Genomic DNA, 18,569 nt, shown 5'->3' on the forward strand with positions numbered 1-18,569 from the left:
ATCAATTACATTTTAAATTTGTCCTTCACTAACGTTCTTGTACCTATATAGAACATCTCCAAAAACTTATTCTTCTGCTCTTTACTCTTACATTTTTTCACAGAAGAATTAAGTCGACCGATAATTAAATCATAATTAGAATACATACTCATGATTTTGGCCGGGTTAACTCCAGTAACCAAATCAAAAGGTTTATCACCAGTATTTAGATTAAATAAATCCAACGAGCGTTTATTTCCTTTCATTTCTTTAAGCCACTCATAATATTTAACCAACAGACTTCTTAATTCTGACATAAATGTACTATCATACAAATCTTCAAAGTTTCCATTATTGGCATTAAAAGCAGTAGAACTAAAATAGTCAAATTTGTTATCCAAACAGTTGGTCATCAAAATAAACTGCGTTAATGGAGCAAACAACAAATGTTTTTGAGTATCATAAAATGAATTAAATGACACAACATCTTCTATATCTTTCAACCCAAGTTCTTTATTTACTGTATTCGGATGTTGTTTATTACTAAAATCCACAATAGCAGTAGCAGCCAAAAATTCAATTAGATGTGCGTCATTTTCTTGCGCAGTACCTCCTTCATGATTGTCATAAGTATTAGTTATATCATCTGCAAGATAATATAAAGCATCTATTGACCCATTTTTACTAATATTATTCTCATAATAAGCCAATGCCGATTTTGTTTTTGAAATAAATGTTGATGAATCAATCTCGCTTGCATCATCACTTTTCAGCTTAAAATACGGAAGAATTGTTATAGCTCCAATTTCCGCATTATTAATTAAATCATGATTCGAAAACGAGTCTCCAGTTCTCAACGTTTTCAACAACAACGGGAAACCACTGGCTCCAGTTCCACCGAAAATAGAACTAATAATAAATATTTTATCGTCAGCTTCAAATGAATTTGCAAAATCTTCAAAATCCACTGACCTAACTATCTGATTCAGTACAACACTACCAATATTGGGATTGCCTTTAAATCCTACATCCATTGACGAATTCAAGTTCTTGTCTGAAAATAAGATTTTCATCATTGCTTTATTAGCCTTATCCATTGAAGGCAAATCAATGAATTGCTGAAAAGTCTTATCATCAGTGTCATGTATTCTTAAAGTGTAATTGCCTAATACTTGAGAAAGCTCTTTTCGAAAAAACATGTTTTCATCTTCATCTGAGAACTGCAATTCCGAGCGTACAGCACGATAAGTATTCATCAAAGTAACCGTACGGGTTAAATCCGCATTTGATACATCCGGATCTATTATTATAGGTACTATCTCATTGGCTCCAATCTTGACTCCGGCCGCCAACATCATTGTAAAAGAACGAAGCACCCTCGAGCCTGTTCCTCCTATTCCAAAAACATACAGTTTAGACATAAAATATTTACTTTACAAATGGTGCTGCCGAAACATTAGTACTCCACCATTTAATGATACATGAAATTATAAAAAAGACCAATACTGATAATATCATATTCGAAATTCCAAAACAGATGCAATTCGAACTATCAATATCCAAAGGGATTTCTTGATTTGTCAACGGACATATAGTATGCATTTTTCCTGCATAGTAATCAGCAAGTACCCATTGCCATCCTAAAATACCATTAATCAATGCATTAATTATAAGAAAGATAAGCCATCCCCACCAATGATTTAGTTGCGGATGATTTACAACGTAATAAAAGATTATAGACATCGCAAATGTAACTCCAAACATCCACAAACCGATGCCTATAAACAGATTTGCAGTTTGTGCAGGAGAAGCCAATCCCCACATATAATCTGCAAGCACTAACCCAAAGAAATCTTCAAACCAGCAATAAATACTTCCAAAAAATTGTCCCATAAGAATTCCTTTCTATTTTTTACTAATTACAAATTTAATTTCAGCCAATTCTTTATTACTTTTATAGGCATCAGCCACTCCTTGTACTATATATTTTATACCTGTTGTTTTATCCATATTCATTGTGACCTCTCTTCCCGAATCATCATTAGCATTTTCTAACCAATCAGGTTTTTCCAATGAAACTAAAGATAATTTTTCACCAACAGAATTCACGCTTTCCCGATCAATCGCAACCGTCAGCAGATGAGTATAAAAAGACTCTTTTGCAGATATTCTATCGATTCGTTCTATATTAACAAAAGAATTTAGTTTTCCATAATTTCCCACGTTACAAATTGTCTGTTCATCTTGTAATGTGACAGACATATTGGTCTTTATCAGAAACCTGTATTTCCCATCAGAATCAAGGTTACATATACTGGTATTGCCATTTTTAATTCCAGACTTATTGGTTATTTCAAAAGGAATCTCACTTGGGGTAGAATAAGCAAAATAATTTTTCACCCCATGCTGCATATCTGATAAAGGAACATTCTTGTTCAACCGAGACAGATGATTTTTATTTCCTATCACCCACATATAATAAGGTCGCTTTACATCTTTCAAAAACTCTCTTCCATAAGCGTAATAATACCATCCATTGAAAGATGATTCCAATCTTAATATTTCAACGCTTAAATCCTTACATTTATTCAATTGTTTTATAAATGCGTTTTGTATATCAATTTGTCTATTTACAAAAAAATTAGAAGCATCTCCTCCTGGAATATCAAGAATACAATCGGACACAAATACTGACACAATATTATCATCAGTATCTGACAATATTTTATCAAACATATCTGCAATATCAGAACTGCCGGTATTGCCACCTGCACTATGAAAAGAAATAGGGGTTAAGTCTCTGATGAAAGTTCTAAGTTCCTTTTTATAAGGAATTATTTGAGAATTAATATAATTCAGTTCTGTGCTATCGGAAAAGCTACTTAACCTACTAATATACCCATAAATAGCATCTTTCAACTCAGATCCATCGCACATAAAGCCATCCATACTTCCAGAATTCTCTACATAAACTCTCAATAGAGGCTTTTCTACTTCATTCAATTTTAACTGTTCACATTTTATCTCTATTTTATTATCTCCACAACTCCATATGCAAAATAATACAATAGATACTATGCCAACTAATAACATACGTAATAGATTAGTCTGCAAAAACAATGGTCGTGTTTTTTGACTCATAAATATTCTATGTTGTCCGCAGACTCCCCAAACTAGACGGTTCGTAAATGAAAAAGACATACTATTATAAAGAAAAAGCGCGGGAATCTGTACCTGTCACTCGTCCCACACTTCGAGGCCTTCGCATTGCCCATCACCGTCTGAACGAGCAACGCAGAAGCCCACGCCGATATGTATAACAACCAATATATCTTTTCTATTGAAAAGATATATCAGAAAGTAATAGCATATCCCGCAGCCATCTACTGTTGCTTTGTTTTTGACGATGATTCAAAAGTTGCGAAGTTTCGAAGTGTCAAAGACAAAGCGTTTAGTAAACGCCTTTCTTTATATAATACATCTCCCACACCACCCTGACCTCACGAATTGAGGTATCGGCGTGAGAAACATTGCAAAACTATGAAAATAAAATTAAATATCCTACTTTATATCAATATTTTCACCCAACACCTCTACATTCAAACACCCTCCTTCGCCATCATATCGAGTTCCTTCTTACATTCTTCCGTACCAACCTACCGACAACTTCATAAGAAGCAGTACTTCTCGTCCAGCCTATTAACGAATAACTTCCATTTTATTAATTATAAACTTCCTTTTATCAAATAGAAAACTTATCTTTGTCTAATTATAAACTATAAATGCAAGCTTTGATTATAAAAACGCAAGCTTCATTTTTATAATTGCAAGCTTCATTTATAAAAACAGAACTTGCATTTATAGTTTATGATTAATCAAAAGGAACTTTAAGATTAGGAGAAAAGAAGTTTGCACTTAATGCAAAGGAAGTTTTCTCTTAATAGACAAGAGCCCATCTACTAACGCTTTAAAACAAAGAATGTATGGCACGTTACATCATGGAAGAGATGCCCGATCTCCAAAAAACAGGCAAAAGAATTACTTATCCCAGATTTGCACGGATAGACAATGCAAGTCTAAAAGAATTGGCGCAACGGGTGAGCGATGTAAGCGGTTTCAATGTCGGAGACATAGAAGGCGTACTGCTTCAGACGGCTATTGAAATGGCACATCTGATGGCGGAAGGACGTTCGGTGAAGATAGACGGAATAGGTACATTTACCCCGTCGCTTACCTTGGGCAGAGACAAGGAACGCGAAGACCCGGAAGAGGGTGGAAAGCATCGTAATGCACAGAGCATCTTTATAGGTGGTGTTAATTTCCGGGTAGACAGGACGATGATTAGCAACATCAGTGAAAGATGCCGGCTGGAAAGAGCACCCTGGAAGCGGCAACGTTCTTCGGAGAAATTCACACCGGAACAACGACTGGCGTTAGCAATAAAGTACCTTGACGAGAATCCGTTCCTCACCGTATGGGAATACCGCAAACTGACCGGATTGCTTCAAACTGCTGCTACCAATGAATTGAGAAAATGGGGACATCAACCCGATTCGGGCATAGGAATCGCCGGAAGAGGAGCACATAGGGTATATATAAAGAAAGAAATAGCTGAACAGGATCAAAATAGTATGAGAAATGACTTAAAAAACTATGAGAAATAACTGTTTTAAGGCTTATTTCACCAGGAAATGATGAGAAATGCGATTTATCGAGAACATTTCTCATACTATAACATTCTGATTATATGCAGATTAATATAAAATCATGAGAATATGAGAAATAAAAACGTTTTTTCTTTTCTAGTAGAAGATAATCAATGACGTTAAAAAAACTGCGTTTATAACACAGATAAAAAAATAAGCGCAAAAGAATGGAATATCCATTTCAAAAGAACTATCTTTGGTAATTATTTGTTTGGAAAACAAGAAGAAACAATCTGAAAAAGTTATGGAAACAATAAAAGGAATTCCTTATGGTATGTCCAATTTTGAGGATGTAATCACGCAAAACCGCTATTATGTGGATAAAACAATGTATATCCCCATGTTGGAAGATCAAGCCAACTATCTGATATTCATCCGTCCGAGACGCTTTGGCAAGAGCCTGCTGCTGAGCATGCTCCGTTCATATTACGACCTTTCACAGAAAGATAAGTTCCGGCAACTTTTCGGGAATCTCTGGATCGGGCAGCATGCAACTCCGCTTCAAGGCAAATATCAGATGCTTTATCTTGACTTTTCCAAGATTGGCGGCAACATTGATGAACTGCCGCAAAGATTTGATTCGTATAGCGCAGTGCAACTGGATGGCTTTCTGAACCGTTATCGTGAATACTACACGGATGAGTTTATTGAGCGTTTCAGCACAGCGAAAAAAGGGATTGACAAACTGCATATACTAGACGATGAGGCACGCCGTCAAGGGTATCCCCTATACCTTATTATAGATGAGTATGACAATTTCACCAATGTCGTACTCAACGAGAAAGGAAATGAGATATACCACGCCATCACCCATGCCAGCGGATTCTACAGAGATGCCTTCAAGAATTATAAAGGAATGTTCGACCGTATATTCATGATTGGGGTCAGCCCCGTCACTTTGGACGACTTGTCAAGCGGATATAACATAGGTTGGAACATCAGCACTAATCCACTGTTTAATCAAATGTTGGGATTTTCTGAAGAAGACGTACGCACGATGTTCCGATATTATCAGGAAGCAGGGCAGTTACAAGGAGACATTGAAGAAATGATTCAGGAGATGAAGCCATGGTATGACAATTATTGTTTTGCTCGCCAAAGTCTAAAGTCAGATCCTAAAATGTTTAATTGCGACATGGTACTCTATTACCTACGTAATCGAATCCAGTTAGGAGAATCTCCTGAACAGATGATTGATCCTAATACCCGTACGGACTACAATAAAATGAAAAAACTGATTCAGCTTGACCGTCTTGACGGTAACCGCAAAGGTGTTATCAAACGAATTGCCGAAGAAGGGAAAATCATGACTAACCTATACCAGTCTTTTTCTGCCAATCAGATTACGAATCCGGAAATATTCCCCAGCCTATTATTTTATTATGGTATGCTAACTATCATCGGAACACGTGGAAATCTGACTATCCTGGGAATTCCCAACACGAATGTCCGCAAACAATATTATGAATATATCCTGGAAGAATATCAGAATCACCATTATATCAACCTGATAGATATAGAGATTTTATTCAATGATATGGCTTTTGACGGACAATGGCGACCGGCATTGGAATTCATAGCCAAAGCTTATAAGGAGAATACTTCCGTACGCAGCAGCATCGAGGGCGAACGTAACATTCAGGGATTCTTCACCGCTTACCTCAGCGTGAATGCCTACTACTTCACGATGCCTGAAGTAGAACTGAATCACGGCTTTTGCGATATGTTTCTGATGCCCGATCTGCAACGTTACGCAGAAGTAGCGCATAGCTATATCTTGGAATTAAAATATCTGCCGAAAGAAAAATACGACACCCAAGGCACCGTACAATGGCAGGAAGCCGTAGAACAAATTCACGGTTATGCCGCCGGTCCGAAAGTTCGCCAACTATGTCAGGGAACTCAACTTCACTGCATTGTCATGCAATTCTGTGGTTGGGAATTAGTCCGTATGGAAGAGGTTTGATTACAAATTCTTACGGTGATGTCCGGCAAATCGCATGAAAACTTGGGATAAACCTCCCTCCTGCCCTTGCAGTTGCACAAAATTAAACTCGCGCTGCATGGGCATTCCTTTTATCTCAACTACACGAAAATTACCGGCAACCAATTCCTTATAAACCGAACGGATAGAAACAATTCCCATACAATCTGCATGTTCCAAAAAAAGCTTGATGCTCTCCGTACTACCGAGATACATCAATACATTCAAAGAAGAAAGTTTCAAATTATGGTGTAACAGGGAACGTTCAAACACATCCAACGTTCCCGAACCCCTCTCCCGCAAAACCAAGGGGATATTGGGCAAATCTTCCGGAGTGATCTCATCCGAAACAGCCAATTTACTATGCGTATGAACCACGGCAACCAGTTCGTCTTGCAAAAATGGAGTATACTTCAGATTAGGCAAACGGAAGATTCCTTCAACCAATCCCAAGTCAATCCGATGTTCTTGCAGAGCAGCTTCCACTCCACGCGAATTTCCATTAATCAAAGAAAGATTGACCTGTGGAAACTTGGCTATAAACTCCGCCAACAAAGGAGGAAGTACATATTGCGCAATCGTAGTACTGGCACCCAGCTTCAGTTCGCCGATATACTCATTATGCAACAGATGCATCTCATATTCCAACTGTTTATAATCGTCCAAAATCTTTTCGCTATGTTTCAACAATAATTCTCCGGACTTAGTCAACGAAATCTTGCTGCCCTGACGATCGAACAAACGGGTCTGATAATAAGCTTCCAGTTCCTGAATGTGCTTAGTGATGGCAGGCTGGCTGACAAACAACTCTTGCGAAGCTTTCGTGAAACTTAAATTATTCGCCACGCTCTGAAATACTTTTAAACGAAAATCGGACATGGAAAAATAGTGATTAACTTATTTAGTGATTAGTGATTAGCGATTAGTGACTGAAACGGGTAGTTATGGTTATAATTCATCGGCTCTGATTCCCAATGCCTGCATGACAGGAAAAGCCAACATATCCCATTGATAAGCTACCGGAGCATCCGGTTCGTTCATGCGGAATTGGACAATCTCCTTGCCCTGCACTTTATTCAATGCATCAGTCACTTTCTTTCCATATTCTTCATTGAAAGATACCAGAATCATTTTTTTTACATCGGCCGAATCGGCTACAATGGATAATAAGTCTAAAAACAAGTCCTCTCTCGACACCATCCCTTCCGACGGAACACTGGCAAACGAATACTCTCCATAAGGGCTTTGAAAAGCAACTCCATTCAACTCCTTCTCCAAGTCAGAAGGCTGGCAATGCACAAGATTAGCTGACTCTTTATCATAAACAAAAAGAAACTGCACTTCATTTTTTCCTTCCGCAATCCCGGCATCCAAAGTCAGATAGGTAGTCAACATCGAAAGATCTATCTCTTGCAAAGTACGTTGCAAAGTCGCTTCGAAGTATTTCTTCATATCCGTAATTACAAAATTCAGGAAAGCGGCATCAATCAGCACCACTGTCTCCGATAATTTTATTTGTGGCTTATCATTCATATCATTAGTCATCAATTAGAAAACAGATTTACTCTCTACTATAGGGCAAAGATAAACTTTCTTATCTTCTCCGGAAAGAATATTTAAAAAAAAGAGAAATTATCAGGCTATTACTCAATAAAGAAGCGTACCTTTGGAGAAAATTGGTAATTTTACTAAATAACACTATAATGAACAAAAAAAAGAACCAAACTTCGATTGGCCTCGATGCGATTATCACTGAAGTATTAAACTTGTTTACACCTGAAGAACAACAGGAATTGATAAATATATTAAGCAATAACGGATTAGAGAAACTCTACCAACAAATGGAAGAAGCTTTCTATGACTATCAGCAACCAGACTATAGCTCGGAAGCAACCCCTATTGCAACTTACCTGCAAAGGCTTTGGGATATGAAGACACGCAAAGACTACCCATTGGACGAGTTTAAAAAAGATTGCACGACAGTACCCGCCGCCGAATTAGAAAAAGATTTGCGCAACTTTATCCTGCAACTATTTATCCAGTATCAGGGACCTCTCGAAAACGAAATAGAAGAAGAGGAAAGAAAGTTTAAGTTATGGTATATCTACTGGGCGATGGAACATTACCGAATGGAATCTTCTTTAAATATCATCTTGGAAATAATGCGGCAAAGTCCGACTTTTCTCTCTTCCTATTGTCACCTCATGCAGGATGAAGCTACCATTGCCATCATTTACCAACTTGGGCAGAACCAATTGCCTTTGCTACTTGGTTTCATGAATGAAAACGGAATCGCTCCTTTCGGAAAAGAAGATATTTGTAGTGCTGTCGCACAAATTGCCATAAGCAACCCTGAACGAAGATTGGAAATTATTAACTGGTTCTGCCAATTATTGAATTCTTATTATGATCGGTTTGAGCGTGGGGAAGATAATAATCTCGCGATCATTGATTATATCACAGATACGTTGATGAATATTCGTGGCATAGAAACGTTGCCTATATTGGAAAAAATCTATAAACGATTCAAAATACCCAATACATTAACGAGAAAAGGAATCAAAGAAATAAAAAAAGAAATGCCACGTGCAGAACTGAAGGGATTGGAAGTGGACAGTATGGAAGAACTAATGAGCTTGTTGAATGAGCTCACTGCCTTCTATGAGAATCATAAATTTGACGATGACAAGTTTGATGATGAATACGATGACGAGTTTGATGATGAAGAATACGACAAATCTTTCTACATGGAAGAACAAACTTCTAAAAAACTCAATATAAAAATTTCCTTGATTGATTCCGACCCGGAAATATATCGTATAGTGGAAGTTCCTTCCAACATCCGTCTGGAAAGTTTTGCGGAAGTCATAAATACCGCAATGGGATGGGAAGGCTATCACTTGCATCTGTTTCAAAAAGGGAAAACAATATATACAACCGAAGAATCCGATGACGATTTTTGGTTTAATCTCGATAATACAGTCAATTCCTACTCTCTCTCTTTAGGAGAGCTCCTTACCCGAAAAGGTTCACATATTAAATATGAATATGATTTCGGAGATAGCTGGATGCATCGGATTACCCTGGAATCGCAACAAGCATATAAAAAGGACGAAACACAAGGCGTCTTTCTCATAGACGGAGCAAATGCATGCCCGCCCGAAGATTGCGGAGGAATATATGGTTACCAAGAGATGTTGGAGGCATTAAAACAACCACACTCAAAAGCCGCAAAAGAATATCGGGAATGGTTGGGAAAGAATTTCAACGCACACAAATTTAATGCAAAAAAAGTAGAAAGAGAGCTTAGAGACTTCTTCCCGATAAGAATCTTCTAACAATTGTTTCTCCACAGAATAGTAAACTTCATTGAAAACCCATCTTATTCTGAAGTCCATCCTATTCTGTGGAGTATATGGTAAATCCGTCAGTCATATCCAGGTAAAAAGGTCATTTTGTCCTTTAACCCCTTAATACTCATGCTATTTTGTCATATTTTTATACTTGGCAAATCTTTTGCGCCTTTTGAGGTGTTATTAAAAACGTGAAATAAGAAAGGAGAAAAAAGATATGAACTTTAACAATTTTACCATCAAATCTCAAGAAGCGATACAGGAGGCCGTAAACCTGGTACAAAGCCGGGGACAACAAGCCATTGAACCTGTCCACATCATGCAGGGAGTGATGAAAGTAGGCGAGAATGTCACCAATTTCCTCTTCCAAAAACTTGGCATGAATGGACAGCAAGTAGCTATTGTGACCGACAAGCAAATCGATTCACTGCCGAAAGTATCCGGCGGAGAACCGTATCTAAGTCGTGAATCCAACGAAGTGCTGCAAAAAGCAACACAGTATTCTAAAGAAATGGGCGACGAGTTTGTTTCGTTGGAGCCTATCATACTGGCATTGCTGACTGTTAAGAGTACCGTCTCCACGATTTTGAAAGATGCTGGTATGACGGAAAAAGAATTGCGCAACGCTATCAGCGAATTGAGAAAAGGAGAAAAGGTAACATCACAATCCAGTGAAGATACTTATCAATCATTGGAAAAGTATGCCATCAACCTGAACGAGGCTGCCCGTAGCGGCAAGCTGGATCCTGTAATCGGACGTGATGAAGAAATCCGCCGGGTATTACAGATATTGAGCCGCCGTACAAAGAACAACCCAATTCTGATTGGTGAACCGGGTACCGGTAAAACGGCTATTGTAGAAGGGTTGGCACATCGTATCCTTCGCGGAGACGTGCCCGAAAACCTGAAGAACAAACAGGTTTATTCACTGGATATGGGAGCATTGGTTGCCGGCGCAAAGTATAAAGGTGAATTTGAAGAACGATTGAAAGCAGTTGTCAATGAGGTGAAGAAATCAGAAGGTGATATTATTCTGTTCATTGATGAGATTCATACGCTGGTAGGTGCCGGAAAAGGTGAAGGTGCCATGGATGCCGCCAACATTCTAAAGCCCGCCTTAGCTCGTGGAGAACTACGTTCCATCGGAGCAACCACCCTCGACGAGTATCAAAAATACTTCGAAAAGGATAAAGCATTGGAGCGTCGTTTCCAAATCGTGCAAGTGGACGAACCGGATAACTTGAGTACCATTTCCATCCTTCGCGGATTGAAAGAACGCTACGAGAACCATCATCACGTACGTATCAAAGACGACGCAATCATTGCAGCCGTCGAATTGAGTAGCCGTTACATCACCGACCGTTTCCTGCCGGATAAAGCCATCGACCTGATGGATGAAGCCGCAGCCAAACTGCGTATGGAGGTAGATTCTGTTCCTGAAGAACTGGATGAGATTTCCCGTAAAATCAAGCAGCTGGAAATTGAGCGCGAGGCTATCAAACGTGAAAACGATAAACCGAAATTGGAAATCATAGGCAAGGAACTTGCCGAGCTCAAAGAACAGGAAAAATCATTCAAAGCTAAATGGCAAAGTGAGAAAACGCTGATGGATAAGATTCAGCAGAATAAAGTAGAAATAGAGAACTTGAAATTCGAGGCAGAAAAAGCCGAACGTGAAGGCGATTACGGTAAAGTAGCCGAAATCCGTTATGGCAAACTTCAGGCTTTGGATAAAGAAATAGAAGATACTCAAAAGAAACTGCGTGATATGCAAGGCGATAAAGCCATGATTAAGGAGGAGGTAGACGCTGAAGACATTGCTGATGTTGTTTCCCGCTGGACTGGTATCCCTGTCAGCAAGATGCTGCAAAGTGAAAAAGATAAACTGTTGCACTTGGAAGAAGAACTGCATCAACGGGTTATCGGTCAGGACGAAGCCATCGAAGCGGTGGCAGATGCTGTGCGTCGTAGTCGTGCCGGATTGCAAGATCCGAAACGTCCGATCGGTTCATTTATCTTCTTGGGAACCACCGGCGTAGGTAAGACCGAATTAGCAAAGGCATTGGCAGAGTTTCTGTTTGATGACGAAACGATGATGACTCGTATCGATATGAGTGAGTATCAGGAAAAACATAGTGTCTCCCGTTTGGTCGGAGCGCCTCCGGGATACGTTGGATACGATGAAGGTGGTCAGTTGACAGAAGCTATACGGCGAAAACCTTACTCTGTTGTTTTATTTGACGAAATAGAGAAAGCCCATCCGGATGTTTTTAATATCTTGTTGCAGGTATTGGATGACGGACGACTGACTGACAATAAAGGAAGGGTGGTCAACTTCAAAAATACCATTATCATCATGACTTCAAATATGGGCAGTTCATATATACAAAGTCAGATGGAGAAGTTGCATGGTTCCAATAAGGAAGAAGTAATCGAAGAAACGAAGAAGGAAGTGATGAATATGTTGAAAAAGACGATTCGTCCGGAATTCCTGAACCGTATTGATGAAACGATTATGTTCTTACCATTGAACGAAAAAGAAATCAGGCAAATCGTGCTCTTACAAATTAAGGGAGTACAGAAGATGCTTGCAGAGAATGGAGTGGAACTGCAATTGACAGAAGAAGCATTGAACTTCTTATCGCAAGTGGGTTATGATCCTGAATTTGGAGCGCGTCCGGTAAAAAGGGCTATCCAACGTTATCTGCTGAATGATCTATCCAAAAAGCTACTATCTCAGGAGGTAGACCGAAGCAGAGCAATTATCGTTGATGCTGGTGGAGACGGACTGGTATTCCGAAATTAAACAGCAGCATGCAAAATGTAAAAGTCGGCAGGTCTGATAAAGACCTACCGACTTTTACATTTCCGTATATGCCCCTCTCCGAACTTCAGGTTGACAGTTCGGATTAATGAACGGTGCATAGATACATAAAAAAGCATCATTGTTTACAGTATAAGTAGAAGACATTTATTTAAAGAAAAGACTACCCGATATATACTAGATTTTCTTGAATTCACAAGCACCCATATAAAAGAAAAACATGATAATCATTTAAAAGTTGATTATCATGTTCCTTAGTCTTTCAAAACAAGTGGCACTGGCTATTCTGCAGCTGCCTCTTCCTTTTCTTCTTTAACTTCTTCCGGTTTGAATTCTGTAATGCCATTAGAAATCAGAATATTATACCAGGAAATCAACTTCTTAATATCCGCTACATACACGCGTTCACGATCGAAGTTCGGCAATACTTCCGCCAAATATTCACGCAACTGTTCGGGTGTAGCTTTCTTGGGGTCAATAGAAGCTGCTGCCGATTGTTCTTTTTCCTTGATTGCTTCCAGCACATCGTACAAAGGAACTTCCGCATCATCCGTGTACATTGCTATATCTGCCAGTGAGATAATTTTTTCATTACCATAAGCGGGGAAACGTTTCTTCTCAGCATTGATTGATTCGACAATCAACATATTTTTTCCTTGCGAAATAAGTTTGTACAATCCCGGTTTACCGGAGATAGACAAGATAGTCTTCAACATAGTATATAACCTTTTGTTTATTAATTATTTTTTTGCGGAGCAAAGGTAATGATTATTTTTAGATAGCAAAGAAATAAGCTCCAAAACCTGTGGAATTAACGGTGTTTCATCATCATTCACTATCACAAAATCAGCATGATTTCTCTTAACTTCATCACTCATTTGAGCTTCGATACGCTTCATCACCAATTCTCTTGATGAGCCGTCACGTTTTACAGCACGCTCCACTCTTACTTCCAGCGGCGCATAGACCATGACCAGAAAATCGACTTCACCTCTAAATCCGGCTTCAATAAGAATGGCAGATTCCATGCCAACCAGCGGTTGGTTCTCCTGCTGCCGGATAGCCCATTGGTGGAAATCTTCTTTCACCTGCGGATGAATGATTTCATTCACTTCTTTTATGTGCTCCGGATTCCCAAACATATAGGATGCCAGCAAAGGGCGATTCAATTCTCCATTTTGAAACACTTCATGCCCCACCAAGGAACAAAGCCCCCGGCGAATCACTTCATCGGTATTCGTGATGCGTTTCGCTTCTGTATCCGAGATATAAACAGGGATTCCCATTATTTCCAGCAGTCTGGAAACTACACTTTTCCCACTGCCGATGCCACCGGTTATACCAATCTTAATCGCCATTTGAAGATACTTGTTCTATCAAAAAATCAACTTGTTCGGGGACAATACGTATCTGGTTGATGCCGTTCGGGAAAGACTTCAGTTTGACCGTATATTTATCCGAACCTAATTTAAGCAATTCCTCATAAGAGACATTAATCACAAAATCACTCGCCTTTATACTGCGAAAGCGCTTCAACCCTACCTGGAAGGTAATCTGAACCTTTGAAGGAAAAGCACGTAACACTTTATCCGCCGGGAAATTAATCCCATACAAGGGCACTTCCACCGTCTTCTCCGTATAAATATCGACCGGAAAAGTAACCTCAACCGAAGTCGGGACAAACTTCACTCCTCTTTCCGAAGCCAAAGAAACCTGTCGGCGGGTGGTATCGGATATATTCTCCAGATTTATCTTCTGAGTATAAGCAGTGGTTATCGTATCCAAAATTCCTTCCGGGGCATAGACCAATACAGAATCCGGACTACAAATCGTATCAGAAACATAATATTGAAGTCCGGCAGTCACTTTTCCCTGAAAGCGGACAGGCACCTGCTTGGATTTCCCTTCGGAATAAATATAATCCAACGTATCAGGCTTAATGGAAAGTATTCTGGAAGATACGTTCAACTGACTCAATATCTTTTTCTGAAAATCGGATGCGTAAATCTTCACATGATTATTTTTCCCTTTATAATCGGAAAAACTCAAATTTACCGGAAAAAAACTTTTTCCCAGCATATAATTAAGGAGAACAGTACCTTTATCTTTCACTCTAACGCGAAGTTCGGAAGGGGGCTCCGAAGTCAGTACTACATTATTAGGAACGTCTTTAATACGTACCGGAATAGAAAATTCCGCTTCATAATCATTGTTCAATGTCTGAAGCAACCAAAAACCACCGGCTATCAAGAAGAAGACTAAAAAAATTAAGAACTCCCTGCTCTTATCACTGAGCAGAAAATCCTTAATTCTCTTAGATAGTTTTAAATATGTATATCTTATTTTCCTACGATCAAACATAGGCATTTCTTTACCGACTATTTATTTAGACTGATTGCTAGCCGCTGAAGCATCAGCGAATATAGAATTCTTGTCTATTTTAATCCTTACATTAGAAGCGATCTCAAGTACTATATAGTCGTCATTAATTTCCTTGATTGTTCCATGAATACCTCCTGCAGTAATCACATTTTGATTTACCTGAAGAGATTTACGGAAATTAGCTATTTCTTTCTGCTTCTTATTTTGAGGACGGATCATAAAGAAATACATGATAACAAACATTGCTATCAGCATGATCCACATCATACCTCCGTCTGCGGCAGCACCGGCAGGAGCTTGCAATAATACAGTCAATACGTTCATAAATAATCTGTTTTAGTTTCTACTATATGGACAAAGGTATCAGTTTTTAGTCAACTTACCTTCTTTTTTCAATTGATTAACTATTCCATCCAATGTTCCGTTAATAAAGCTACCGCTCTTGGATGTACTATACAGTTTCGCAATTTCTACATATTCATTTAACGAAACACTGACCGGAATGTTTGGAAAACTTAAAATTTCCGCCAATGCCGTCTGCATAATAATAACATCCATAAATGCAATACGGTCCAAATCCCAGTTTTTCGTATTCTCACTTACCAAGTGACGGTAATAATCAGAATTCAAAATAGTGCGGCGGAACAGACGACGCGCAAATTCCTGATCTTCGTCATCCTTAAATTCAGGAAGCAATTCCTGATTCGCGCCTTTCTTCTCGTCAAAGCGTTTGATTGTCTTCAGGACGAATGTATCTACGATTTCCTTATCGTCATTCCAATACAAACTCTGGTCTTCCAATACCTGATCGAGAGAATCATTATTAAAGATGTATGTCTTATAGATTTTTCTCCATAATTCACGGTCTGCTTCATACGAATTGTCATCAGAAGCCATATAATCTTTATAAATATCGGTTCCCACAATTTTCTCGTAGAGCTCTTTCACGAAGTCCTGGTCGTTCACCCAAGTCCTCTTCTGATTGGCAATAAATTCTGCCAGTTGTTTATTAACTTCCAACTGGGCAATAAATTTATTGTCCACAAACTTTGTGTTGGGATATAACTCTTCTGCTGTGGGTGCCAGTTTGGCTTTTGCCGCATCAATGCGCTTTTGTGCATACTCTGTCAATGCTATCATCAGCATTAGCAAATAGTTGTAAAGGTCATACGCCTTTGAAAGACTAAAGAATAACTCTTTCTCCGCTGAGTCTAGATTTTTGCTGCCATTCTGATAATAGGCATATACTATCTGTATAATCTTAAGACGAATAAGAACTCTGTTGATCATAATTCAAATTAATACTGTTGTTATCGAATTGCAAAAGTAGATATTTTTAGCGAGTTTCCACAAATAAATCACATTTTTTAATGCAGTATTTCATTCTCTGCGCTTTTTCTTTTGACAGTTTAAAAAAAATATCCAATTTTGAGGCCGATTATAAACAGATCGTAAGATATGGAAGATTTAAAAAAGAAAATGAGCGCAGACATGAATGACAAGGAGATTGTATTTTCCAAGTCTATTAAAGCAGGTAAACGCATCTACTACCTCGACGTAAAAAAGAATCGTAAAGATGAGATGTTCCTGGCTATTACAGAGAGTAAGAAAGTGATAACGGGAGAAGGTGATGATTCTCAAGTCAGTTTCGAGAAGCACAAAATCTTCTTATACAGGGAAGACTTTCAGAAGTTTATGGCAGGACTTGAAGAAGCTGTCAACTTCATAGAACGCAACGACATGAACGAGCATATCAGCCGTATCACCGCAGAAGCTGATGAAAATAACGAACGGAAAGCTGCCGAAGAAGTACAAGAGGACAAATTAGAAAGTGAAATTAAGATTGACATCGACTTTTAAGAAAGTAACTCTTTGATTATTCAAAAAAAAGACGTACTTTTGCACCGCTTTTTGCAACATCGTGTGATAATCCACATCGTGTGATGGTGAATTAAGCAAACTAACTTAATTTAGAGTAACACATTTTTTTAAGAAATGAAATCAATTGAAGTAAAAGGAACTGCAAGAACTATTGCAGAACGCTCTTCAGAACAAGCAAGAGCTTTGAAAGTAATCCGTAAGAACGGTGGTGTACCGTGCGTATTGTATGGTGGTAATGAAGTTGTTCACTTCACTGTAACAAACGAAGGACTTCGCAACCTGGTTTATACTCCGCACATCTACGTAGTAGACCTGGATATCGATGGCAAAAAAGTAAACGCTATCTTGAAAGACATTCAGTTCCACCCGGTAAAAGATACTATCCTGCACGTTGACTTCTATCAGATTGATGAAGCTAAACCTATCGTAATGGAAGTTCCAGTACAGTTGGAAGGCCTTGCAGAAGGTGTTAAAGCCGGTGGTAAATTGGCATTACAGATGCGTAAGATCAAAGTGAAAGCTTTGTTCAATGTAATTCCTGAAAGACTGATAGTTAACGTTTCTCACCTGGGATTGGGTAAGACTGTTAAAGTTGGCGAACTGAGCTACGAAGGTCTTGAACTGATCAGTGCTAAAGAAGCCGTTGTATGTGCTGTTAAGTTGACTCGTGCAGCAAGAGGTGCAGCAGCAGCCGCTGGTAAGTAATTGAGATTATCCCTGTAAAGAGATATACTTCAAACGCAGATTAATGCAGATTAAAGCAGATGTTCAGTCTGCATTAATTTGTATTAATCTGCGTTTCGCTTTCTATATTAATGAACTGTTTACGGAAAAACAATGATAAAATACTTAGTTGTCGGACTGGGAAACATTGGTCCCGAATATCATGAAACCCGACATAATATCGGATTTATGGCAGTAGAAACATTGGCCAGAATCAATAACGCTCCTCCTTTTATGGATGGACGATATGGATTCACTACCAGTTTTTCTATCAAAGGACGCCAGTTGGTTTTGCTTAAGCCATCGACTTTTATGAACCTGAGCGGACTGGCTGTTCGCTATTGGATGCAGAAAGAAAATATTCCTTTGGAAAATGTACTGATCGTAGTAGATGATCTGGCTCTCCCCTTCGGCACATTACGCCTGAAAGGCAAAGGAAGCGATGCCGGACACAATGGGCTAAAGAATATCGCCGCCACTTTGGGTACTCAGAATTATGCCCGTTTACGCTTTGGTATCGGAAACGATTTTCCACGCGGCGGACAGATTGATTATGTACTCGGACACTTCACGGATGAAGACTGGAAGACAATGGGCGAAAGGCTGGAAATGGCAGGAGATATTATCAAGAGTTTCTGTCTGGCCGGAATCGACATCACAATGAACCAGTTTAATAAGAAATAATGGACTAGTCCCCCTAAAAAATAAAGATGACAATAAATGGTTAGCAATAAATG

18 protein-coding genes are annotated in these 18,569 nt (G+C 38.8%); 8 read left to right on the top strand and 10 right to left on the bottom strand.

Going from position 1 to position 18,569, the window contains the following annotated elements; translation table 11 throughout:
- Positions 1–5: 5 nt before the first annotated feature.
- The 3 genes from NSB03_RS03485 to NSB03_RS03495 are packed head-to-tail and all read right to left on the bottom strand — an operon-like array spanning position 6 to position 3,120.
- Positions 6–1,400, bottom strand: a complete 1,395-nt coding sequence (locus NSB03_RS03485) for a hypothetical protein (protein ID WP_257466213.1) — start codon at positions 1,398–1,400, stop codon at positions 6–8.
- A gap of 7 nt (positions 1,401–1,407) precedes the next feature.
- Entirely contained in the window at positions 1,408–1,872 is a 465-nt protein-coding gene (locus NSB03_RS03490) for a hypothetical protein (protein ID WP_024986454.1), read from the bottom strand.
- A 12-nt stretch (positions 1,873–1,884) separates the two neighbouring features.
- Complete coding sequence (locus NSB03_RS03495) at positions 1,885–3,120, bottom strand: hypothetical protein (protein WP_128824237.1); 1,236 nt, start codon at positions 3,118–3,120, stop codon at positions 1,885–1,887.
- Between the two features lie 47 nt (positions 3,121–3,167).
- Between NSB03_RS03495 and NSB03_RS03500 the strand changes: the two genes are divergently transcribed.
- The 3 genes from NSB03_RS03500 to NSB03_RS03510 all read left to right on the top strand — a co-directional run bounded on the left by NSB03_RS03500 (position 3,168) and on the right by NSB03_RS03510 (position 6,651).
- A complete protein-coding gene (locus tag NSB03_RS03500) occupies positions 3,168–3,299 on the top strand; it encodes a hypothetical protein (RefSeq protein WP_257421842.1) in 132 nt (43 codons plus the stop codon).
- A gap of 663 nt (positions 3,300–3,962) precedes the next feature.
- Positions 3,963–4,643 carry an HU family DNA-binding protein gene (locus NSB03_RS03505; RefSeq protein WP_024986452.1) on the top strand — a complete coding sequence of 227 codons (681 nt, stop codon included), beginning with the start codon at positions 3,963–3,965 and terminating at the stop codon, positions 4,641–4,643.
- 286 nt (positions 4,644–4,929) lie between these two features.
- On the top strand, positions 4,930–6,651 hold the full coding sequence (locus NSB03_RS03510; protein WP_024986451.1) for a PD-(D/E)XK nuclease domain-containing ATP-binding protein: 1,722 nt from the start codon (positions 4,930–4,932) through the stop codon (positions 6,649–6,651).
- Here the strand turns inward: NSB03_RS03510 and NSB03_RS03515 are convergent, their stop codons facing one another.
- Complete coding sequence (locus NSB03_RS03515) at positions 6,652–7,548, bottom strand: LysR substrate-binding domain-containing protein (protein WP_024986450.1); 897 nt, start codon at positions 7,546–7,548, stop codon at positions 6,652–6,654.
- Between the two features lie 69 nt (positions 7,549–7,617).
- On the bottom strand, positions 7,618–8,202 hold the full coding sequence (locus tag NSB03_RS03520; RefSeq protein WP_257466214.1) for a DUF6621 family protein: 585 nt from the start codon (positions 8,200–8,202) through the stop codon (positions 7,618–7,620).
- 170 nt (positions 8,203–8,372) lie between these two features.
- On the opposite strand from NSB03_RS03520, the gene NSB03_RS03525 reads away from it, so the two are divergent.
- Positions 8,373–10,007, top strand: a complete 1,635-nt coding sequence (locus NSB03_RS03525) for a plasmid pRiA4b ORF-3 family protein (protein WP_024986449.1) — start codon at positions 8,373–8,375, stop codon at positions 10,005–10,007.
- A gap of 232 nt (positions 10,008–10,239) precedes the next feature.
- Entirely contained in the window at positions 10,240–12,828 is a 2,589-nt protein-coding gene (gene clpB / locus NSB03_RS03530; RefSeq protein ID WP_257466215.1) for an ATP-dependent chaperone ClpB, read from the top strand.
- Between the two features lie 299 nt (positions 12,829–13,127).
- On the opposite strand, the gene NSB03_RS03535 is transcribed toward clpB, so the two are convergent.
- The 5 genes from NSB03_RS03535 to nusB are packed head-to-tail and all read right to left on the bottom strand — an operon-like array spanning position 13,128 to position 16,518.
- A complete protein-coding gene (locus NSB03_RS03535) occupies positions 13,128–13,562 on the bottom strand; it encodes a DUF5606 family protein (RefSeq protein ID WP_024986448.1) in 435 nt (144 codons plus the stop codon).
- 24 nt (positions 13,563–13,586) lie between these two features.
- The gene (coaE, locus tag NSB03_RS03540; protein WP_024986447.1) at positions 13,587–14,204 is read right to left on the bottom strand and encodes a dephospho-CoA kinase; all 618 of its coding nucleotides are present in this window, start codon (positions 14,202–14,204) and stop codon (positions 13,587–13,589) included.
- A complete protein-coding gene (locus NSB03_RS03545; protein WP_024986446.1) occupies positions 14,194–15,207 on the bottom strand; it encodes a CdaR family protein in 1,014 nt (337 codons plus the stop codon). Before NSB03_RS03545 ends, coaE begins: the two co-directional genes overlap by 11 nt.
- A gap of 21 nt (positions 15,208–15,228) precedes the next feature.
- Positions 15,229–15,552 carry a preprotein translocase subunit YajC gene (gene yajC / locus NSB03_RS03550; protein WP_024986445.1) on the bottom strand — a complete coding sequence of 108 codons (324 nt, stop codon included), beginning with the start codon at positions 15,550–15,552 and terminating at the stop codon, positions 15,229–15,231.
- Positions 15,553–15,591: 39 nt separating this feature from the next.
- A complete protein-coding gene (gene nusB / locus NSB03_RS03555) occupies positions 15,592–16,518 on the bottom strand; it encodes a transcription antitermination factor NusB (protein WP_024986444.1) in 927 nt (308 codons plus the stop codon).
- A 168-nt stretch (positions 16,519–16,686) separates the two neighbouring features.
- On the opposite strand from nusB, the gene NSB03_RS03560 reads away from it, so the two are divergent.
- The 3 genes from NSB03_RS03560 (at position 16,687) to pth (ending at position 18,516) form a co-directional block, all read left to right on the top strand.
- A complete protein-coding gene (locus tag NSB03_RS03560; protein WP_024986443.1) occupies positions 16,687–17,088 on the top strand; it encodes a PUR family DNA/RNA-binding protein in 402 nt (133 codons plus the stop codon).
- 135 nt (positions 17,089–17,223) lie between these two features.
- Positions 17,224–17,814: a 50S ribosomal protein L25/general stress protein Ctc gene (locus NSB03_RS03565; RefSeq protein WP_024986442.1), complete on the top strand. Its 591-nt coding sequence runs from the start codon at positions 17,224–17,226 to the stop codon at positions 17,812–17,814.
- A gap of 135 nt (positions 17,815–17,949) precedes the next feature.
- Complete coding sequence (gene pth / locus NSB03_RS03570; protein WP_162222418.1) at positions 17,950–18,516, top strand: aminoacyl-tRNA hydrolase; 567 nt, start codon at positions 17,950–17,952, stop codon at positions 18,514–18,516.
- Positions 18,517–18,569: the final 53 nt, after the last annotated feature.

It is taken from the genome of Bacteroides acidifaciens (assembly GCF_024623065.1).
Taxonomy (GTDB): domain Bacteria; phylum Bacteroidota; class Bacteroidia; order Bacteroidales; family Bacteroidaceae; genus Bacteroides; species Bacteroides acidifaciens.